The following is a 19,698-nucleotide window of genomic DNA, read 5'->3' as shown; positions in this document are numbered from 1 at the left end:
ACCGTGCTCCTGGTACGGTTCCCTGCGTCCCGCGCGGGCAGGGGCCCTGCCCGCCGTCCACCTCGGCCAGGGAGGCGAAAAGCCCGTTCCCTCCGGTGAGCGGAGGAGTCACGGAAACCACCTTCGTCGGCCGTCACGCCGAGACGGAACAGGTGACCCGCCTGGTACGGCGGGCCCGCCTGGTCACGCTCACCGGGCCGGGCGGCGTGGGGAAGACCCGGCTGGCACGCCGTGTGGCCGGGCTGATCGGGGCGGAGATCCCCGGCGGCTTCCGGATCGCGGACCTGTCCTCGCTGACCGATCCGTACGAGCTACCACGGGCCGTCGCCGCCCTTCTGGGCCTCGTGCCGGGCGACGGGTCCGCCGCGCCGGCCGACGGGTTCGCCGCGCCGGGGCCGGAGGCGCTCGCCGCGCGGCTGGACCCCCGCGGGTCGCTGCTCGTGCTCGACACCTGCGAGCACCTGGCAGAGCCGGTGGCCCGCCTGGCGGTCGCCCTGCTGGAGGCCGCGCCGCGCCTGCGCGTGCTCGCCACCTCCCGCCGGCCGTTGGGCCCGCCGGGCGAGCACGTCTACCCCGTCCCGCCGATGCGGACCGAGGACGCGGTGGCCCTGCTACGCGACCGCGCGGCCATCGGCGGCCCCGCCCCGGCGCCCTTCCCCGTTCCCGGTCCCGGCTCCGGCCAAGGCTCCGGCCCGAACCCGAACCCGAACCCGGACGGGCTGGCCGCGCTCTGCGAGCGGCTCGACCGGATCCCGCTGGCCGTCGAGCTGGCCGCCGTACGGCTGAGCGCCATGTCGTCCGCGTTCTCGCCCGCGCTGCTCGCACGGCCCCTGGACGACCGCCACACCGGGCCGCCCCGCGGCGACGGCCCGGTACGGCACCGGTCGATGCACGCGGCCGTGGGCCGGAGTCACGAGCTGTGCGATCCGATCGAGCGACTCCTGTGGGCTCGGCTGTCCGTCTTCCGAGGCGGATTCGACCTGGAGGCGGCCGAGCGGGTCTGCGCGGGCGGGCCGCTCCCGGCCGGGGCGGTGCTCGACGCGCTGACCGGGCTGGCCGACCAGTCTCTCGTGCGGCGGGAGGAGCACCCGGCCGGGACGCGGCTGAGCATGCTGGACACCGTCCGGGAGTTCGGCGCCGAATGGCTGCTCCGGCTGGGGGAGACCGATGAGGTCGGGGGCCGTCACCGTGACCACTACCTTCACCTGGCCGGACGCTGCGCCGAGGAGTGGCCCGCGGGGCAGGCCGAGTGGGCCGGGCGGATGCGTGCCGAGCGGCACAACCTCCGCGCGGCGCTCGACCTGTGCCTGGCCGATCCCGCGCGGGCGCGGGCCGGTGCGGCGCTGGCCGGCTCCCTGTGGTTCCTGTGGATCTGCTGCGACCTGCCGGACGAGGGCCGCCACTGCCTGGACGCGGCGCTCCGGGCGCACGCCGAGCCCGGCCCGGAGCGGTTCCGCGTCCTGTGGGCCCGGGCGTGGGCGGCCCTGCGCCAGGGGCGGCCGGAGACCGCCGGACGGCTGCTCGACCGGCTGCGCGCGGAGGACCGCGACGGTCGCGCCACAGGCCACGCGCTCCACGCCGAGGGGCTGATCGCCCTGGCGCGTCGCGAGTTCACCCGTGCCGCCGGGCTGTTCCGCCGGGCCGCGGACCGGCAGGCGGCCGGCGGGATGTCCCCGGGGCCGCCGGCCTGCCACGCGCTGGCCGCCCTGAGCCTGCTGGCCGCCGACCGTACGGCGGAGGCCGCGGAGATCCTGGCCCGGGACCGGCGGCCGCGCGACGACCCCGGCGGGGAATGGAGCCGCGTCCACACGGAGTACGCCCTGGCCTGGATCGAGCGGACAGGGAACCGCGGCCGTACGGCGGCACGCCACGCACGGGCGGCGCTGGCCGGCGCGTGGCGGCTGGGGGACCCGCTCCTGACGGTGGCCTGCCTCGAACTGGTCGCCTGGACGGTAACCGCCCCGCCGGGCGTGACGGGAGAAGCGCCGGGGACGGCCGGGAGCGCGACGGGTGCGATGGACGCGGCGGGCGCGACGGACGCCGGTGCCGGGCGGCCGGGGGACGCCGACCCGGGCGTGCCGGCCGGGAACGCGGAGACGGAGGCCGCCGGCGGGCGCGTGGCGGCCGGGCTGCTGGGAGCGGCCCGGTCCGCCCGGTCCGTCCGCGACCCCGGCGGCTCCCGGGAGTCACCGGAGTCGCCGGCGGCCTGCCGGCCGATCGACGCAATGATCCGCCGGTGGGCCGTGTCGGAGGCCGTCCGGGCGCTCGGTGGTGCAGGATTCGACACCCGATTCACCGAGGGAATGGCCTTTGACCTGGGCTTCGCCGTCGAATATGCGCTGGGGGAGAAGAATCCGTAACCGTCGCCGCCGGCTCGGGTCGGCTCCGCCGCCGCTTCCGTGGTTGGCTTGCCACCTCACGCGGGGGGTGCGAAGCGGTGGGGCAGACGCGCACGCGCCGGGGGAACGTCCCGGCGGAGATCAGCAGCCTCGTCGGGCGGCGCGAGGAGCTCGGGGAGATCGCCGCGCTGGTGGCCCGGTCGCCGCTGGTGACCCTCACCGGCGCCGCCGGGGTGGGCAAGACCAGGCTCGCGCTCAGGGCGGCCGGCGTGCTCGGCGGCTCCTTTCCCGGCGGGGCGTGGTTCGCCGAGCTGTCGGCCGAGCAGAACGGCGCACTCGTCGGTCATCGGGTCGCCGCGGTCCTCGGCCTGCCCGAGCAGGCGGCCCGGCCCCAGGCCGAGGTGCTGGCCGACTCCCTCGCCGACCGGCGGATGCTGCTGGTCCTGGACACCTGCGACCACCTGGCCGGCGCCTGCGCGGAGCTGCTGCGCGTGGTCCTGGCCCGGGCCCCGCACGTCCGGGTGATCGCCACCTGCCGCCGCCCGCTCGGTGTGCCCGGCGAGCGGGTCCTGCGGGTCGGACCCCTGGACGTGAGCGGTCCCGGTTCCGACGCGGTGCGGCTGCTCACCGAGCGGGCCCGCGCGGCGGTGCCCGGCATCACCCTCGACGAGGCGGAGGCGACCCGGATCTGCCGGCTGCTGGACGGCGTCCCGCTCGCCATCGAACTCGCCGCCCGGCGGCTGCGGGCGCTGTCGGCCCGGCAGGTCGCCGAACGGCTGGACGACCGCCTCGGGCTGCTCACCGGCGGCGGCCCCGCGCCTTTCGGGCGGCATCGGACGCTGCGCACCGCGGTCGGCTGGAGCCACGAACTGTGCTCCCCCATCGAGCGCCTGCTCTGGGCCCGGTTGTCGGTGTTCCCCGGAGAGTTCGGCGCCGGTGACGCGCGTGCGGTGTGCGGCGACGAGGCGCTCGCCGACCCGCCGCTGGCCCGGCTGGCGGAGGCATCCCTGCTGGAGACCAGGGGAGGCCGTTACCGGATGCTCGGCATGACCCGCGACTACGGCGGGGAATGGCTGCGCCGCCTGGGCGAGGAGGACGTCCTCTTCCGCCGCCACCGCGACCACTACCTCGCCGCCGCGCGTCGTGCCGGAGCCGAGTGGTACGGCCCGCGCCAGCGGGAATGGGCCGTCTGGGCCCACAGGGAACTGCCCAACCTGCGGGCGGCCCTCGAACGCGGCGACGACCCCGACCTGCCCGGCGCGCTCTGGTTCGCCTGGTGCTGCCTCGGCCTGGCCGGTCCGGGCCGCCGTTACCTCGACCGCTCGCTGCTCCGTCACACCCGGCCGGGTCCGGCGCGGACCCTGGCCCTGTGGGCGCGGGCGCAGACGGCCCTCACCGCCGGCGACGCGACGGCCGCCCACGCCGGAGCCGCGGAGGCGTACGAGGCCGCGACGGCCGGGGACGACCCGGACATCGCGGGGCGGGCGCTGCAGTGCGCCGCGGCGGCCGCCCTCGCCCTCGGCGACCCGGGGGAGGCCGGACGCCTCGCGGTCGCGGCGTTCGAACGGCTCGGGCGGGCCGCCCGGGACGTCCGGGACCACCTCGGTCTCGCTCTCGCCGAGGTGACGCTCGCCCGGATCCTGTGCGCGCAGGGGGCGTTCGACCGGGCGGTGGCGATACTCGACCGGCGGGCGCGCCGCGCCGTGCGCGGTGAGCTGTGGACGCGCGCGGAGGGCGAGCAGGTGCGCTCGCTGGCCGAACTGGGCCGGGGGGACGCCGACGCGGCCGAGGCCTGTGCGCGGACGGCGCTCGACGCCAGGTGGCGCCTGGGTGACGGGACCGGCGCCGCCCTGGCGATGGAGCAGCTCGCCGCGGTGGCGGCGCGCCGCGGTGACGGGCGGCGGGCCGCCTGGCTGCTGGGGGCGTCCCGGCGGGCGCGGGAGGACTCGGGCACCTCGGCGAACGGCGGGCCGGTCCACGGCACGCCAGGCTTCGCCGTCGGGTGGGAGCGGACGGAGCGGAAGGCCCGGGCGCTCGCGGGGGACGCCGCGCACGACCGGGCGTTCGCCCGGGGACTGGCCACGGCCCCGGAGACCGCCGTGGCGCTGATCCGGAAGGTCGGAGACGGCGTGCACCCGCCCACCGGACGCGCCTCCTCCCGAGCCTGACCTCCGGTCCCGATCTGCCGGTCCCGATCTGCCGGTCCCGATCTCCCGGTCCCGATCTCCCGGGACTGATCTCCCGGCCCCGATCCTCTCGAACCAGGGGCTTTTCGGTCCTGGCCCGACCTCTCCCGTGTCCGAGCCTCGTCGACCTTCGTCGACCTTCGTCGACCTTCGTCGACCTTCGCCGACCTTGGCCGGCCCTCCCGAACCCGACCTCCCCTGGGTTCCCCGTTCAGGGCCATCGGATCCGGCGGGCCGTCGCCCTGATCCGGCAAAAGGGATGTTTCCGTAATTTCCCTACGCGTGGGGGGAAGTTCGGCCTCGGTGCGGCGGTGAGATTTGCGCCGCAGGAGAAGGAAACCCCCACCGGAAAGGGGCCTGAGACCCGGTCCGTGACCCTGACGGGATGCGATGCCTGAACGACGCACATTCAGCAGGAGGGAGCGCGAACCGGTGGAACCCCATCCATGGTGGCGAGGGAACCTGCCCGCGGAACCGAACGGTTTCGTCGGACGCCAGGCCGAGGTCACGAAAGCGCTGAAACTCCTGGCCGAAACCTCATCGGTCACGCTCACCGGCGCGGCGGGCGTCGGCAAGACGCGGATCGCCCTCAGAGCCGCGGCGGAGTGCCGGGACTTCCACCCGGACGGCGCCTGGCTGGTGGAACTGTCAGGCGAACGCGACGGCGGCCTGCTCCCGCACGCCGTCGCGGCCGTCATGGGCATGCCCGAGCGGTCGGCCCGGCCGCAGGACGACCTGCTCGTCGAGTTCCTGGCGAGCAAACACCTCCTGCTGGTCCTCGACTCCTGCGACCGGCTCGCCACCGCCTGCCGCGGGCTCGCCGCCCGCATCCGGGCCGAGGCGCCGGGCGTGCGCCTCCTGCTCACCTCCCGGCAGCCGCTCGGACTGCCGCACGAGGCGGTGCTTCCCGTGGAACCGTTCCGTCCCCCGATCCCGCGGGCCCCGGCTTCGAGACCCCCCGCCTCGTGGGCCTTCGCCCCGTGGACTCCGGACCCGTGGCCCCCGGCGCGGCGGAACCCGGACCCGTACCCGGCCGAGGCCGCGACCGACGAGGCGCTCCGGGTCTTCCTCGACCGGGCCGAGGCGGTGGCGCCCGGCATGGTGACGGGCGAGGCGGAGATCGGGGCCGCCGAGCGGATCTGCCGGCTGCTCGGAGGCGTCCCGCTCGCCCTGGAACTCGCCGCCGGGCAGCTCCCGGCGGCCCCGCCTCGCATCGGCTCCTTCCCCGCGAACCCACGTCCGACCGGCCCGGCCACTCCGTCCCGCACCGGCTCCCTCTCCGCGAACCCACGTCCGACCGGCCCGGCCATTTCGTCCCGCACCGGCTCCCTCTCCGCGAACCCACGTCCGACCGGCCCGGCCATTTCGTCCCGCACCGGCTCCCTCCCTGCGGCTCCGCGCTCCACCGGCCCGGACGTTCGGCCTCTTCCCGGCCCGGCTCCCACCGGCCCGGCCGCTTCGCCTTCCACCGCGTCTCTTCCGGCGGGACCGGTGGAGTGGCTCGCCGACCGGCTGGAGGAGCGGTTCGATTCCCGAGCGGTCGTCCAGCCGTCCTTCTTCCGGCCCCAGCGGCTGCGCGCCGTGATCGACTGGAGTCACGAGTCTTGCTCCCCGGCCGAACGGCTGCTCTGGGCCCGCCTGTCGGTCTTCGCCGGGCCCATCGACCCGGAGTCCGCCCGGTGGGTGTGCGGCGACGAACGTCTCACCGACGTGCCGGGCCTGCTGACCGGCCTCGCGGCCAAGGGACTGCTCACCCCGGTCCCCGGCGGCTACCGGCAGCCGGAACCGGTCAGGGAGTACGGCGCGGAGCGCCTGGCCCGGCTCGGGGAGGAGGACCGCACGGTCCGGCGGCACCGCCACCACCACCTCGGCCTGGCCCGTCGCGCCGAAGCCGGATGGTACGGCCCGGCGCAGGAGGAGTGGGCCGCCCGCCTGCGGTTCTCGCTGCCCGACCTGCGCCGCGTGCTCGGCTCACCGTCCGATCCGCTGTCCGCCGAGCTCGCCGGGGCCCTGTGGATCGTCTGGCACTGCCTGGGCCGGCTGAACGAGGGCCGCCGCCACCTGGGACGGGCGATCGCCGCCGCGCCGGTGGCCGACCCCGGCCTGCCCCGGCTCCTGTGGGCCGACGCGTGCGTGGCCGCCGCCCAGGGAGATTCGGAGCGCGCCCACCGCAGGGCCGAGGCGGCGCTGTCGGCCGCCCGCGACTGGTCCGACCACGCGGCCGCGGGGCACGCCCGCCTGGCACTGGCCTGCCAGGCGCTGCTCACCGGCGCCCTCGGCGAGGTACGGCCCGCCGTACGGCGGGCCCGCGAGCATTTCCACCGTGCCGGGGTGATGACCGTCGGCGAGCCGCTCGCCCTGGTGGTCGCGGCGATCGCGGACACCTGGCGCGGTGAGTTCGCCCGGGCGGTCACCGTGCTGGAGGAGGCCGGGCGGCTGTGCGAGGCCCGCGGCGAGCTCTGGGCCCGCGCCCAGTGCGATCACGTGCTGTCCATCGCCCGGCTCGGCCTCGGCGAGGCCGACGAGGCGGCGCGGGCGGCCGGACGGTCGCTCGCCGCCCGGTGGCGCCTGCGCGACACGGCGGGCGCGGCGGAGACCCTGGGCCAGCTCGCGGTGATCGCCTCGATCCAGGGCGACGCCCGCCGTACGGCCCGCCTCCAGGGGGCCGAGAAGCGGATGCGCGGCCTGTCCGGGGCGCGCGGATCCGGCCGGGAGAGCGTGTGCGAGCCCGGGACGGTCGCCGAGAGGACGGCCCGGCAACTCCTCGGTGACGACGCCTACGACGCCGCCTTCGCCGAGGGGTACGACGACGACCCCGGCTCCGCGGCGCTCCACGCTCCCGGCTGAGGCTCCGGAACGATCGGCGTGTGCCCATGGACGTCCGCGGGGCGCATGTCCTCGGCCGTCCTCGGCTGAGGGTTCACCACTGAGGATTCACCACGAGCCTGAGGGCCTCCGCGTGCCCGCGGGCTTCTTCCACGTGCCCGGGGGTTCGCACCGCGTCCGTTCCGGGTCATACGCCGGAATCCCGGTTCTCCCGTATTCGAGGCACGGCGTCCGTTCCGAGCGGCTCGCCGGAATCCCGGTTCGCCCGCACCCGGGGTCCTCCCGCACCCGGAGACTCCGCGTGTCCCGGTGATTCTCCGGGTCCGGGGCTTCCCCGGGGACGCCGCGATGCGGTGGAATCTTGGGGCCCGCCCCGATCCCGGGGCGGCGCCCCCCGAAGGAGCCCCCCGACGGACGACGACGAGGCGATCGCCCGTTCCCTGGACGGCGACCTTGCGGCCTACGAGGTCCTGGTCGCCCGCTACAGCGCGCTCGCGCACCGCACGGCGGCGATGCTCGGGGCCGGCGACGAGGCCGAGGACGTCGTCCAGGAGGCGTTCGTCAAGGCGTACCGCCACCTGGGCGGTTTCCGGCGCGACGCGCCGTTCCGCCCCTGGCTGCTGCGGATCGTGGCCAACGAGACCCACGACCTGACCCGTTCCCGGGGCCGTCGCGCGGAGCTGACCGCACGGGTCACCGAGCTCGACCCGCCGGGCGCGGCGCAGAGCTCCGAGGACGCGGCCGTCGCCACCGACCGGCGCACCCGCCTCCTCGGCCTGGTACGCGCGCTTCCGGAACGGGAACGTCAGGCCGTCGTCTGCCGGTACTTCCTGCAGCTGTCCGAGGCCGAGACCGCGCAGGTGCTCGGGCTGCCGGTCGGCACCGTCAAGTCCCGGACCTCCCGGGGCCTGCGCCGGCTGCGCGAGGAGGTGGACCGTGACCTCACCTGACGACGCCCCGCGGGGCGTCCCGCCCGAGGACGCCGGAGCCGGTGGCCGAGTGCCGGCCGATGACGGTTTTTCCCGGGCCGCCAGGCCCGGTGCCCCCGGTGCCCCCGATGGCGTCGGTGGCGTCGGTGGCGTCGAGGCCGCGCTCCTGGCCCTGGGAGAGGTCCTGGAGACATCCGCGCCGCCCCCGGCCGAGGTGGCGGCGGCCGTACGGGCCCGGCTCGAAGCCGCCGGGGAGGGCCGTCCCGCCGGGGCGCCCACCGGCGCGGGGCCGCGCCCGGAGCCGCCCGCCCGCCGTGGGGCGCGACGCGCGCCGGCACGGCGCGGCGACGGCCGGGGGCCGGGGCGCGTCACCCGGCGGCGCGCGGCCGTCGCGGTCGCGGTCGCCGCCGCCCTCCTCCTGGGGGTCACCCCGGCGGGGCAGGCGGCGGTCGCCCGGGTCCTGAGGTTCGCCGGGATCGAGCTGCGCGTCGGCGGCCCCGGGCCGCTGCCCGCCGGGGTGGCCGCGCCGCTGCCGGGGGAGCGACGGGTCACGCTGGAGGAGGCCCGGCGGCAGGCGGCCTTCCCCGTCGCGGTCCCCGCCGGGCTGGAGGACCCCGCCGACGTACGGGTCGCCGACGGCGGGCGGGTGGTGTCGCTGCTCTGGCCGGGTGTCCGGCTGGACGAGTACGACGGGGTGCTCCAGGTGGTCTTCCGCAAGGAACTGGGACCGCCCTGGCCCGAGCAGGTGACGGTCGGCGCCTCGCAGGGGTGGTGGATCCCGGGCCCGCACGGCCTGATCTACCTGCCCCGCACGGCGGTCGGCGAGGCGCCCGCCCGTCCCCGCCGGGCGGACCCGACCCTCATCTGGCAGAAGGGGCGGACGGGCCTGCGCCTGGAGGGGGTCGCGGACCTCCGGCGGGCCCTGGAGATCGCCAGGTCGACCCGCTGAGCCCACTGAACCCATCGAGCCCACCGGGTCAACTGAGCCCGCTGAACCCATCGAGCCCGTCGGGGCCGCCGAGCCCTCCGGCCCGGGGCCTCGCCGACCGGCCGGATCCGCTCGGATCCCGGAGCCCGCCGCGGCCCCCGGGACCTCCGCCCCGCCCCGCCGGGTCCCGCCGTACGGCTCAGGCCGGGGACGCCAGCCAGTCGTCGATCTCCGCGAGGAGGTCCCGGCGCACGTGCTCCGGGGCCGCCGACGCCCTGACGGACTGCCGGGCCAGCTCGGCGAGCTCCGCGTCGGTGAAGCCGTACACCTCCCTGGCCAGCTCGTACTGGCGCAGCAGCCGCGAGCCGAACAGCAGGGGGTCGTCGGCGCCCAGCGCGATCGACACGCCCGCGTCGAACAGCCGCCGCAGCGGCACGTCCTCGGCCCGCTCGGCCACGCCGAGCCCGACGTTGGAGGACGGGCAGACCTCGCAGGTGATCCCCCGCTCCGCCAGGCGCTCCATGAGCCGCTCGGACTCGGCCGCCCGCACACCGTGCCCGACCCGGTCGGCGCCCAGCAGGTCGACGCACTCGGCCACGCTGCCGGAGCCCAGTAGCTCCCCGCCGTGCGGCAGGGACAGCAGCCCGGCCCGCTTGGCGAGCCGGAACGCCCCGTCGAAGTCACGGGCCCGGCCCCGGCGCTCGTCGTTGGACAGGCCGAACCCGACCACGCCCTGGTCCATGTGACGGGAGGCGAGCCTGGCGAGCGTCTTGGCGTCGAGGGGGTGCCGGGTGCGGTTGGCGGCCACCACGACGGCCACGCCGATCCCCGCGTGCCCGGCGGCCTTGCGCGCGGCGTCGAGCATCAGCTCCAGGGTCGGGGTGAGGCCGCCGAACCGGTGGGCGTATCCCGACGGGTCCACCTGGATCTCCAGCCAGCGCGACCCCTCCGCCGCTTCGTCCTCGGCGGCCTCCCGCAGCAGCCGGTAGACGTCGTCCTCCCGCTGGAGGACCGACCGGGCGATGTCGTACAGCCGCTGGAAGCGGAACCAGCCGCGCTCGTCGGTCGCCCGCAGCTTCGGAGGCCAGTCCCTGACCAGCGCGTCCGGCAGGTGCAGGCCCTGCTCGCGGGCCAGCTCCACCAGGGTGGTGTGCCGCATCGAGCCGGTGAAGTGCAGGTGGAGATGGGCCTTGGGCAGTGCGCGCAGGGGACGTGCCATTTCCATATGGTGCCCTACCCGCGGCGCTCCCGCGCACCGTACGTCGGGCCGGCCCGCGACGGGAGACAGCAGGGACGATTGGGGCTCCAGGGGAAGACGGGTTTCACCATGCGGTTACTCTACGACTCTTTATGCTTACTTTACGTTATGGAGGGCCGGGCCGCAGACGGCGGCCCCGCACGCGCAGGAGGCACCCATGAGACGCGTGACCACCACACTCGGCGTCCTCGCCGCGGCCGCGGCGCTCGCGCTGACCGTCTCCCACCCCGCCCAGGCGGCCCAGGGAGCGCTGATCGTCAACGGAGCGGTCTACTACGACCCCAGCGGCTGCTACGGCTCCGACGTCTTCCCGCTCGACGTCAACAACCAGAGCGACGGCTACGCCTACATCTGGAACGGCCCCTACTGCACCGGGGAGGTCGTCCTCGTGCTGAGCCCGGACACCGCCGCCGTCGTGGAGGAGGGGGTCAGCGTCTCCGTCGAGTGAGCCCGGCCCGGCCGCGGGGCGCGCCTCCCCGCGGCCGGACGGCCGGCGCCCCGGGCAGGGCCGCCGGCCGGGCGTCCCGCGGCGGGGCCGGCCACCGTACGGCCGGCGCGCCTGGACGGGCGCCCCCGGGTGAGGGGGCGGCGCGGGCCGGGCCCGGCCCGCCGAGGATCCGTACCGCTAGCGCCCCTGGGTGAGGAACTTGGCGACCCGGCTGACGCCCTCGGCGAGGTCGTCGTCGCCGAGCGCGTAGGACAGCCGGAAGTAGCCCGGGGTGCCGAACGCCTCGCCGGGCACGAGCGCGACCTCGGCCTCCTCCAGGATCAGCTCGGCGAGCTCGGCGGACGTCTGCGGACGCCGGCCGCCGAAGTCCCGGCCCAGCAGCTCCTTGACCGACGGGTACGCGTAGAAGGCGCCCTTGGGCTCCGGGCAGACCACACCGGGGATGTCGTTCAGCATGCGGACCATGGTCCTGCGGCGGCGGTCGAACGCCTCGCGCATCTCCGCCACGGCCGCCAGGTCGCCGGAGACGGCCGCCAGCGCGGCGGCCTGGGCCACGTTGGAGACGTTGGAGGTGGCGTGCGACTGCAGGTTGGTCGCGGCCTTGACGACGTCCTTGGGCCCGATCAGCCAGCCGACCCGCCAGCCGGTCATCGCGTAGGTCTTGGCGACGCCGTTCAGGACGACGACCCTGTCGCCGAGCTCGGGGACGGCGGCGGCGATGCTCACGAAGCTCGCGTCGCCGTACGTCAGGTGCTCGTAGATCTCGTCGGTGACGACCCACAGGTCGTGCTCGGCGGCCCACCGGCCGATCGCCTCGACCTGCTCGGGGCTGTGGACGGCCCCGGTCGGGTTGGACGGCGAGACGAACAGCAGGACCTTGGTCCGGTCGGTGCGGGCCGCCTCCAGCTGCTCGACGCTCGCGAGGTATCCCGTGGTCTCGTCGGTCACGACATCGACCTGGACGCCGCCCGCCAGCTTGATCGCCTCGGGGTAGGTCGTCCAGTACGGCGCGACGACCAGGACCTCGTCGCCCGGGTCGAGCAGCGTGGCGAACGCCTCGTAGACCGCCTGCTTGCCGCCGTTCGTGATCAGCACCTGGGCCGCCTCGACCCGGTAGCCGGAGTCGCGGAGCGTCTTGTCGGCGACGGCCTGCTTCAGCTCGGGAAGGCCGCCGGCCGGGGTGTACTTGTGGAACCGGGGGTTCCGGCACGCCTCGACGGCCGCCTCGACGATGTAACCGGGAGTCGGGAAGTCCGGCTCGCCCGCGCCGAAGCCGATGACCGGGCGGCCCGCCGCCTTCATGGCCTTGGCCTTGGCGTCCACGGCGAGCGTGGCGGACTCGGAGATCGCGGAGATGCGCGCTGAGATGCGAGGACGGGTCATGGCTCCATGGTTACAGAACCGTGGCCCGCCTCCCGACGCCCATCCATGATGTGGACGCGGCCCGCGCCGGACCGGGCGGATTCGTGGGGCCGAAATCGTACGGCTCCGCCCCGGGCGGGGCGGAGAGCGACCCGGCGGGTGGAAAGGAGGCGTGACCAGGACGATCGTCCCCCGGTTCGACGTACGGGCCATTCACCCGTAGACTCCGGCATGGTCTTACCGCCTTCCGCGTGAATCGGCGGTCAAGACCGTGAGCCACGGACAAACTTCGGTCCAACCGATGTATGGTGGTTCATGTCTTAGGGCACTAGCGCAATTGGTAGCGCACCGGTCTCCAAAACCGGCGGTTGGGGGTTCGAGTCCCTCGTGCCCTGCGAGGAGCGGTCCGCGCATCAGGGCGTCTAGCGCGCCGCAGACATGCGTTGGACACGACGGATTTCGGGTGAGGACTGTGGCGATCGACACGCGCGGCGAAACCGCAGACAAGCCGAGCGGTGAGAAGAAGGCCAAGCGTACTTCTCCTGCCCTTTTCTACCGACAGGTCATCGCTGAGCTGCGCAAGGTCATCTGGCCCACGCGCAAGGAGCTCATCTCTTACACCGTCATCGTCCTGGTCTTTGTTCTGATCATGGTCGCGATCGTGGCCGGTTTCGACGCGATCCTCACCGAGGGCGTGCTGCGGATCTTCGGCGGAGCCTGATCCGCCTCCGGGCGCGTTCGTCACCGCGTCGTACCGCGGTAAGTCAATAGCCATCGACGGAAAGAGAATGAGTCACCGTGTCCGAGTCTTCACAGGCGGCCGGCGAGCACCCCGAGGAGCGGGTGAGCGAGCCGGAAGAGGCCGTCGACGTCGAGGCGAGCTCGCCGGTCGAGCCCGCCGAGTCTGACGTCGAGGCCGACGCCGAGGCCGAGGAGGCCCCGGCCGGCGCCGTCGACGAGGACGGAGACGTCCTTCCCGACGTCGACCCGGTCGAGGAGTTCAAGCGCGAGCTGCGGGGCCAGTACGGCGAGTGGTACGTCATCCACTCCTACGCCGGCTACGAGAACCGCGTGAAGTCCAACATCGAGACCCGCACGCAGTCCCTCAACATGGAGGATTACATCTTCCAGGTCGAGGTGCCGACCCATCACGTGACCGAGGTCAAGAGCGGCAAGCGTCAGCTCGTCAAGGAGCGGGTGCTGCCCGGCTACGTCCTCGTCCGGATGGAGCTCACCGACGAGTCATGGTCCGCGGTGCGCAACACCCCCGGCGTGACCGGCTTCGTCGGCCTGTCCAACAAGCCGAGCCCCTTGAGCATCGACGAGGTCGCCAAGCTGCTCGCGCCCGAGCCGTCCGAGGAGACCAAGAAGACGACCGCCAAGGCCGCCGCCGCGACCGTCGACTTCGAGGTCGGCGAGTCCGTCACGGTCATGGACGGCCCCTTCGCGACACTTCCCGCGACGGTCAGCGAGATCAGCGTCGAGTCGCAGAAGCTCAAGGTGCTGGTGTCGATCTTCGGCCGCGAGACCCCGGTTGAGCTGTCGTTCAACCAGGTCTCGAAGATCTGACCGGTTCACATACACTAAGTCGTTCGGTGGCCGTGTCCGCGAAGCACGGCCCGCCGACATGCTCCCGCACGCTCTGCGCGGGAGCCGCGTCAACCTGAAGAGGACCCGGAGAAAACCATGCCTCCTAAGAAGAAGATCGCGGCACTGGTCAAGGTCCAGCTTCCCGCTGGCCAGGCCACGCCCGCCCCGCCGGTCGGTACCGCCCTCGGTCCGCACGGCGTCAACATCATGGACTTCGTGAAGCAGTACAACGCTGCCACCGAGGCCCAGCGCGGCAACATCATCCCCGTTGAGATCACCATCTTCGAGGACCGCAGCTTCACCTTCGTCACGAAGACGCCCCCGGCGCCTGAGCTGATCAAGAAGGCCGCCGGTGTGGCCAAGGGCTCGGCCGTCCCGCAGAAGGACAAGGTCGGCAAGCTGACCCGCGACCAGCTGCGCGAGATCGCCCAGACCAAGATGCAGGACCTCAACGCCAACGACATCGAGGCGGCCGAGAAGATCATCGCCGGCACCGCCCGGTCGATGGGCATCACGATCGCCGACTAGCCACGGCGAGCCGGGCGTGAGCGGGCGCGGACCGAGGAGGTCCGGCGGTCCCGCGGAGGTCCCGGAGGCGGGCGCGGCCGACGTCGCGCCGGCACCACAATCTCGAAGCAAGTGGAGGGGCCAGGCGCTGGCCCGTACCACGGACACTCGGATCCAGGAGTGAGCAAGTGAAGCGCAGCAAGGGTTACCGCAACGCAGCGGCCCAGATCGACCGCGAGAACCTCTACAGCCCCGCCGAGGCGGTCAAGCTGGCCAAGGAGACGAGCGTCTCCAAGTTCGACGCGACCGTCGAGGTCGCGCTGCGGCTGGGCGTCGACCCCCGCAAGGCCGACCAGATGGTCCGCGGCACCGTCAACCTCCCGCACGGCACCGGTAAGACCGCCCGGGTCCTGGTCTTCGCGACCGGTGACCGTGCCGAGGAGGCCCGCGCCGCGGGCGCCGACATCGTGGGCGCCGACGAGCTGATCGACGAGGTCGCCAAGGGCCGCCTCGACTTCGACGCGGTCGTCGCCACGCCCGACCTCATGGGCAAGGTCGGCCGCCTGGGCCGCGTGCTCGGCCCGCGTGGCCTGATGCCGAACCCCAAGACCGGCACCGTCACCCCGGCCGTCGGCAAGGCCGTCACCGACATCAAGGGCGGCAAGATCGAGTTCCGGGTCGACCGGCACTCGAACCTGCACTTCATCATCGGCAAGGTGTCGTTCACCGAGCGTCAGCTCGTCGAGAACTACGCCGCCGCCCTTGAGGAGGTGCTGCGTCTCAAGCCGTCCGCGGCCAAGGGCCGCTACGTCAAGAAGGTCGCCTTCACCACGTCCATGGGCCCCGGCATCCCCGTCGACCCGAACGTGACGCGGGTGGCGGCCGCCGACGCCGACGCCTGACGGCGATCACCTCTCCGAACGCGCGAACCCGCGCGGATCCCCGCTACGGCGGGGATCCGCGCGGACCTGGGGCCTCAGCCGAATCGGCCATTCGGTTGAGGCCCTTCGTGTTTCCTTCGTTCCTCCGGACGACGCGGACGACAGGTTCGCCGCGTAATGTCGAGGGCAGTTGAGGGGGAAACGAAGGGGTGATGATTAATGCGCCGATATGCTCCCGCAGTCGCGCTGGGTGCGGCCGCGCTGGTCACGGTCACGGGATGCGGTGCGCAGAGCGCCGGGTCCGGGGGGACGAGTGCCGCCTCCCTCGGGAACATCAAGCTGGCCGCCGCCGACGCGGTGCTGCAGAGCGCGCGGCAGGCGGAGGAGGCCACCTCCTACACCGCCGATCTGGTCGCCGAGACCACCGGCGGTGACCACGGGACGGGCAAGATCCAGGGCACCGTGCGGTACCAGAGCAAGCCCGCTCTCGCCGCGGACGTCACGCTGAACACGATCACCTTCGGCGGGCAGAACGTCCCCGGCGGGGTGCGCGCGGTCCTCACCGGCGACTCGGTCTACGTGAAGTCGGATGCCCTGCGGCAGTTCGCCGACACGACCAAGCCGTGGGCCAAGGTCTCGCTCACCGATCTCGAATCCGGCGAGCAGGCCAAGATCCGTGACTTCATGACCCAGGCCCAGCAGTTCGACCTGGCCGGGACGGTCAAGATGCTCACGACGTCCGAGGACGTCAAGGCGGTGGGCACCGAGACGGTCGGCGGCGTGGAGACCACCCACTACAGCGGCACCTTCCCGGTGGACAAGGCCGCCCAGGCGGCCGACCCGGCCAGGCGTGAGCAGCTCCAGCGCCAGCTCGCGCAGGTCAAGGACGTGAAGTTCGACCTGTGGGCCGACGCTCAGAGCCTGCCCCGCAAGGTCACGCTGAGCGGCTCGGAGCAGGGCGCCACGTTCAACGCGACGGCGCTCTTCAAGAACTTCAACGAGCCCGTGCAGATCGCGGCTCCCCCCGCCGAGCAGGTGGAGGAGCTGCGCGGGCGCACCGGCGGCAACTGACGCCCCCGCCCGGCTCGACCGGCCTCTCGTACGGCCCGCGCCCCGGCCCCCTGTGGTCCGGGGCGCGGGCCGTACGGCTTCGAGGGCGGCGTCGTCGATCCGCGGGCCTGTGCGCGCCGTACGGGCCCGGCGGTGCCATGCGGATCCGGGCGCGCCGCCGTACGTCCGGCAGGGCCCGGAGAACCGGGGAGAGCGCCGGGGGCGGACACGGTTCGTACGGCGATTTGGCGCACGCCCCGGCAGGGCGTATGCTGTCCGTGCCGAAGACCGCCGGTCGTCGTCATGCCTCATGGTGTGGCGACCCAAGGATCCACGTCGTGGACGGCCCGCGTAGGTGTGTAGTGAGTTTCCATTGGGAAAATGTCTTCCTTATGTGAGCCCCGTGCGCCTGCGCCGGGGCTTGTTCTTTTCTCGGGCCTTTGCCGGCGGCACATCTGGAAGGAGGCCCATGGCGAAGGCGGAGAAGGCGACGGCCGTAGCCGAGCTCAAGAGCAGCTTCGAAGGCTCGAGCGCCGCCGTTCTGACCGAGTACCGCGGTCTCACCGTCGCGCAGCTCAAGGAGCTGCGTGTCTCTCTCGGTGAGAATGCGAAGTTCGCCGTGGTGAAGAACACGCTGACCAAGATCGCGGCCAACGAGGCCGGGATCAACCAGCTCGACGGCCTGCTTGCGGGCCCGTCGGCGATCGCGTTCGTCAAGGGCGACGTGGTCGAGGCTGCCAAGAGTCTGCGTGACTTCGCCAAGGCCAATCCCCTCCTGGTCATCAAGGGCGGTGTCGTCGACGGCAAGTCGATGACGCCGGACGAGATCAGCAAGCTTGCCGACCTTGAGTCGCGTGAGGTTCTCCTCGCGAAGCTGGCCGGTGCTCTGAAGGCCAAGCAGGGCCACGCGGCCGCTGTCTTCAGCGCGCTGCCCACCAACATGGCTCAGCTGGCCGAGGCCCTGCGCGCGAAGCGCGCGGAGGCGGGCGAGTAGGTCCGCGCAGGCGGCCCGGGGGATTAGCGCACACGAACCGCGGTCCCAGTTCTTAAGTTCTTAGATCCATACGGAGGAAACCATGGCGAAGCTCACCACCGACGAGCTGCTCGACGCTTTCAAGGAGATGACCCTCCTTGAGCTGTCCGACTTCGTGAAGCTCTTCGAGGAGACCTTCGACGTCAAGGCTGCCGCCCCGGTCGCCGTCGCGGCCGCCCCGGCCGCCGGTGGCGCCGGCGGTGCCGCCGAGGAGGCCGAGGAGCAGGACGAGTTCGACGTCATCCTCGAGGCCGCCGGCGACAAGAAGATCCAGGTCATCAAGGAGATCCGCGCCCTGACCAGCCTGGGCCTGAAGGAGGCCAAGGACCTCGTGGACGGCGCTCCCAAGCCCGTCTTCGACGGCAAGGTCAACAAGGAGCAGGCTGAGAAGGCCAAGGCCGCCCTTGAGGGCGCCGGCGCCACCGTGACCGTCAAGTAAGACCGTCACGTAAGCAGTATCACCGCGAGAAGAGCGGGTCCACCAGGTGCCGGTGGCCCGCTCTTTTTGTGTCTCCGGGCTCTTTCCCGGCCCCTTCTCCCCGGGTCCGCCCGTCTCTCGGGCCTCGGGACCTTCCCTGGGCTCGCCGCCTCGCGCTCCGCGGCCCTTCCCGGTCCTCTCCGGCGCCTCCCGTCCTCCGCTCCCGCACCCCTCCGCCCCAGACGTCTTCCGCGTGCTCCTCGGGGCCGAAAGGCCGATGGCTCCGGCCGCGGGCGGGTTATGATCCGCCCGACGGGGCTCACCGGCCCGGTGGCCCGCGCCGTACGGCCGCCGGCTCGCGTCACGCGGGCCGGGAGGGGAGGATGCGGTGCCGATGGACGCCTCCCGGCGTCGCGTCCCGGGGCCCGTCGGCCTCGTGCTGGGCGCGCTGGCCTTGGTGCTGCTAGGGGCGGCCCTGTGGGCGGGCATGGGCCTGCGGGAGGCCCGGGCGGCGGCCGGCGACCGCGAGGCGGCGCTCAGGGCGGCGGGGGAGCACGCCGTGGCCCTGATGTCGGTCGGATACCAGAACGTCGACGCCGACATGCGACGCGTCCTCGGCACCTCGACGGGGCAGGCGCGGGCGGAGTACGTCCGCGACGCCGCCGCCCTGCGGGAGACCACGGTCGGGGACAGGCTCCTGCGGACCGGGGCGCTGCGCGCCTCCGGGCTCGTCTCGCTGCGGGGGGACACGGCCGAGGCGCTGGTCGTCGGCGACGCGGTGGTCCGGGGGGAGGGGAGCGAGAGCGCCCCCCGGGAGCAGTTCTACCGGTGGCGGATGCAGCTGACCAGGGCCTCCGGAGGCTGGCTCGTGTCGAAGGTGGAGCAGGTCTCATGAGGGGCGGATCCCGGACGGTCGCCGCGGCGCTGGGCGCCGTCGCGCTCGTGCTCGCGGCGGTGACCTGGGTCATGTACGGCGAGCTGAGCCGGCTGCGCCAGGAGGAGGCCGACGGCCGCGAGGCGCTGGCGGCCGCCCGCCTGGCCGCCCCCGACATGCTCTCGTACGACTACCGCACGATCGAGCAGGACTTCACGCGGGCGGCGGGATACACCACGGGCGGCCTCACCGAGCACTACCGTCAGCTCGCCAAGTCACTGGCTCCGCAGGTCAGGCAGGAACGCACGGTCCAGCAGGTGACGGTCGCGGGCGCGGCGGTGGAGTCGGTGCGGGCCGGCCGGGTGGACGTGCTGCTGTTCACGAACGTCGGCACGGTCAGGACCCCGCCCGGCGAGAGCGAGCCGCGGCGGCAGGTCGTCCAGAACCGTGCCCGGTTCGGCATGGTGAAGCAGGGGTCGCGCTGGCTGGTGGCGGAGCTGTCCACCCTGCTCGGCGCCCCTCCTCCCGCCTGACCGGCGTGGCGCGTCGGTCAATTGTCGGCAAAATTCATGTTTGAGTTCGGTGCCAGGCGGGGTAGATGAGCCACGGTAGTGTCGATCGTCGGCCCGGCATGGGCTAGCGTTCGAGCCGTCGTGTGACTGAGCGTTAGCCTCGGCGGGTCGTCGGGTATCGTCCTGGGGCCGATGGTGACGCGTGGTTCGCGACGGGAAGAACTCCCGGCGTCTTGGCCGTTCCTCGGCTGAAATGTCAGCTCGCGGGCTTGACGTTTCGGCGCTGACGGGCGATGCTGCGACCAACGTGGAGCATGCAGCGAGAGTGGACTGGACAGGTGTGTGCCGTTCGGCTACACTGCCCCTTTGCGCTGCCCTTTGACGACCCGCTTCTTTTGGTGCTCCGATGCATGGTCGTCTGGCGTGCGTGTAGTCAGTCCGCCGCGAGCCCTCGGAAGGACATCTGTTGGCAGCCTCGCGCAACGCCTCCGCCGTACCCGCTGGTCCCCGTCGTGTGTCGTTCGCACGCATCCAGGAACCGCTTGAGGTTCCCGACC

The 19,698-nt window shown here is 73.6% G+C and carries 17 protein-coding genes and 1 tRNA gene; 16 read left to right on the top strand and 2 right to left on the bottom strand.

Annotation, left to right across the window (positions count from 1 at the left end; genetic code table 11):
* Window positions 1–95 precede the first annotated feature (95 nt).
* The 5 genes from ACZ6W9_RS30915 to ACZ6W9_RS30895 all read left to right on the top strand — a co-directional run bounded on the left by ACZ6W9_RS30915 (window position 96) and on the right by ACZ6W9_RS30895 (window position 9,229).
* Window positions 96–2,360 carry an ATP-binding protein gene (locus ACZ6W9_RS30915; protein WP_470120882.1) on the top strand — a complete coding sequence of 755 codons (2,265 nt, stop codon included), beginning with the start codon at window positions 96–98 and terminating at the stop codon, window positions 2,358–2,360.
* Between the two features lie 77 nt (window positions 2,361–2,437).
* On the top strand, window positions 2,438–4,507 hold the full coding sequence (locus ACZ6W9_RS30910; RefSeq protein WP_470120880.1) for an ATP-binding protein: 2,070 nt from the start codon (window positions 2,438–2,440) through the stop codon (window positions 4,505–4,507).
* A 450-nt stretch (window positions 4,508–4,957) separates the two neighbouring features.
* Complete coding sequence (locus ACZ6W9_RS30905; RefSeq protein ID WP_470120878.1) at window positions 4,958–7,372, top strand: ATP-binding protein; 2,415 nt, start codon at window positions 4,958–4,960, stop codon at window positions 7,370–7,372.
* Window positions 7,373–7,704: 332 nt separating this feature from the next.
* Complete coding sequence (locus ACZ6W9_RS30900) at window positions 7,705–8,301, top strand: RNA polymerase sigma factor (protein WP_470120876.1); 597 nt, start codon at window positions 7,705–7,707, stop codon at window positions 8,299–8,301.
* Window positions 8,288–9,229 carry a hypothetical protein gene (locus tag ACZ6W9_RS30895; RefSeq protein ID WP_470120875.1) on the top strand — a complete coding sequence of 314 codons (942 nt, stop codon included), beginning with the start codon at window positions 8,288–8,290 and terminating at the stop codon, window positions 9,227–9,229. Before ACZ6W9_RS30900 ends, ACZ6W9_RS30895 begins: the two co-directional genes overlap by 14 nt.
* 178 nt (window positions 9,230–9,407) lie before the next feature.
* On the opposite strand, the gene ACZ6W9_RS30890 is transcribed toward ACZ6W9_RS30895, so the two are convergent.
* On the bottom strand, window positions 9,408–10,427 hold the full coding sequence (locus ACZ6W9_RS30890; protein WP_362936794.1) for an adenosine deaminase: 1,020 nt from the start codon (window positions 10,425–10,427) through the stop codon (window positions 9,408–9,410).
* A gap of 196 nt (window positions 10,428–10,623) precedes the next feature.
* On the opposite strand from ACZ6W9_RS30890, the gene ACZ6W9_RS30885 reads away from it, so the two are divergent.
* Window positions 10,624–10,914: a hypothetical protein gene (locus ACZ6W9_RS30885; RefSeq protein WP_389961883.1), complete on the top strand. Its 291-nt coding sequence runs from the start codon at window positions 10,624–10,626 to the stop codon at window positions 10,912–10,914.
* A 177-nt stretch (window positions 10,915–11,091) separates the two neighbouring features.
* Here ACZ6W9_RS30885 and ACZ6W9_RS30880 read toward each other — a convergent pair whose 3' ends face one another.
* Window positions 11,092–12,297: a pyridoxal phosphate-dependent aminotransferase gene (locus tag ACZ6W9_RS30880; RefSeq protein ID WP_389961881.1), complete on the bottom strand. Its 1,206-nt coding sequence runs from the start codon at window positions 12,295–12,297 to the stop codon at window positions 11,092–11,094.
* Between the two features lie 301 nt (window positions 12,298–12,598).
* On the opposite strand from ACZ6W9_RS30880, the gene ACZ6W9_RS30875 reads away from it, so the two are divergent.
* The 10 genes from ACZ6W9_RS30875 (at window position 12,599) to ACZ6W9_RS30830 (ending at window position 19,162) form a co-directional block, all read left to right on the top strand.
* Window positions 12,599–12,671: transfer RNA gene (locus ACZ6W9_RS30875), tRNA-Trp, on the top strand.
* 77 nt (window positions 12,672–12,748) lie between these two features.
* The gene (secE, locus tag ACZ6W9_RS30870) at window positions 12,749–12,997 is read left to right on the top strand and encodes a preprotein translocase subunit SecE (RefSeq protein WP_362936785.1); all 249 of its coding nucleotides are present in this window, start codon (window positions 12,749–12,751) and stop codon (window positions 12,995–12,997) included.
* 77 nt (window positions 12,998–13,074) lie between these two features.
* Entirely contained in the window at window positions 13,075–13,845 is a 771-nt protein-coding gene (gene nusG / locus ACZ6W9_RS30865; RefSeq protein ID WP_389961878.1) for a transcription termination/antitermination protein NusG, read from the top strand.
* A gap of 117 nt (window positions 13,846–13,962) precedes the next feature.
* On the top strand, window positions 13,963–14,394 hold the full coding sequence (gene rplK, locus ACZ6W9_RS30860; protein ID WP_362936779.1) for a 50S ribosomal protein L11: 432 nt from the start codon (window positions 13,963–13,965) through the stop codon (window positions 14,392–14,394).
* A 167-nt stretch (window positions 14,395–14,561) separates the two neighbouring features.
* Entirely contained in the window at window positions 14,562–15,275 is a 714-nt protein-coding gene (gene rplA, locus ACZ6W9_RS30855) for a 50S ribosomal protein L1 (RefSeq protein ID WP_389961875.1), read from the top strand.
* A 198-nt stretch (window positions 15,276–15,473) separates the two neighbouring features.
* Entirely contained in the window at window positions 15,474–16,325 is an 852-nt protein-coding gene (locus ACZ6W9_RS30850; RefSeq protein WP_470120871.1) for an SCO4651 family lipoprotein, read from the top strand.
* 448 nt (window positions 16,326–16,773) lie between these two features.
* The gene (gene rplJ, locus ACZ6W9_RS30845; RefSeq protein ID WP_362936770.1) at window positions 16,774–17,298 is read left to right on the top strand and encodes a 50S ribosomal protein L10; all 525 of its coding nucleotides are present in this window, start codon (window positions 16,774–16,776) and stop codon (window positions 17,296–17,298) included.
* Between the two features lie 82 nt (window positions 17,299–17,380).
* Entirely contained in the window at window positions 17,381–17,776 is a 396-nt protein-coding gene (rplL, locus tag ACZ6W9_RS30840) for a 50S ribosomal protein L7/L12 (protein ID WP_362936767.1), read from the top strand.
* Window positions 17,777–18,149: 373 nt separating this feature from the next.
* Window positions 18,150–18,650, top strand: a complete 501-nt coding sequence (locus tag ACZ6W9_RS30835) for a hypothetical protein (RefSeq protein ID WP_389961870.1) — start codon at window positions 18,150–18,152, stop codon at window positions 18,648–18,650.
* Window positions 18,647–19,162 carry a hypothetical protein gene (locus tag ACZ6W9_RS30830; protein ID WP_389961868.1) on the top strand — a complete coding sequence of 172 codons (516 nt, stop codon included), beginning with the start codon at window positions 18,647–18,649 and terminating at the stop codon, window positions 19,160–19,162. The genes ACZ6W9_RS30835 and ACZ6W9_RS30830 overlap by 4 nt, the downstream gene beginning before the upstream one ends.
* Window positions 19,163–19,698: the final 536 nt, after the last annotated feature.

This window comes from Streptosporangium sp. NPDC053982, assembly GCF_055585205.1.
Note: the sequence above shows the minus strand (reverse complement) of the source record. Positions and strands in the feature narration are given on the sequence as shown.

Coding starts and splice junctions, on each gene's coding strand:
- rplJ (WP_362936770.1), top strand. CDS start 16,774: ATGGCGAAGGCGGAGAAGGCGACGGCCGTAGCCGAGCTCAAGAGCAGC.
- ACZ6W9_RS30880 (WP_389961881.1), bottom strand. CDS start 12,297: ATGACCCGTCCTCGCATCTCAGCGCGCATCTCCGCGATCTCCGAGTCC.
- rplK (WP_362936779.1), top strand. CDS start 13,963: ATGCCTCCTAAGAAGAAGATCGCGGCACTGGTCAAGGTCCAGCTTCCC.
- ACZ6W9_RS30890 (WP_362936794.1), bottom strand. CDS start 10,427: ATGGCACGTCCCCTGCGCGCACTGCCCAAGGCCCATCTCCACCTGCAC.
- ACZ6W9_RS30885 (WP_389961883.1), top strand. CDS start 10,624: ATGAGACGCGTGACCACCACACTCGGCGTCCTCGCCGCGGCCGCGGCG.
- ACZ6W9_RS30835 (WP_389961870.1), top strand. CDS start 18,150: ATGGACGCCTCCCGGCGTCGCGTCCCGGGGCCCGTCGGCCTCGTGCTG.
- ACZ6W9_RS30830 (WP_389961868.1), top strand. CDS start 18,647: ATGAGGGGCGGATCCCGGACGGTCGCCGCGGCGCTGGGCGCCGTCGCG.
- ACZ6W9_RS30850 (WP_470120871.1), top strand. CDS start 15,474: ATGCGCCGATATGCTCCCGCAGTCGCGCTGGGTGCGGCCGCGCTGGTC.
- rplL (WP_362936767.1), top strand. CDS start 17,381: ATGGCGAAGCTCACCACCGACGAGCTGCTCGACGCTTTCAAGGAGATG.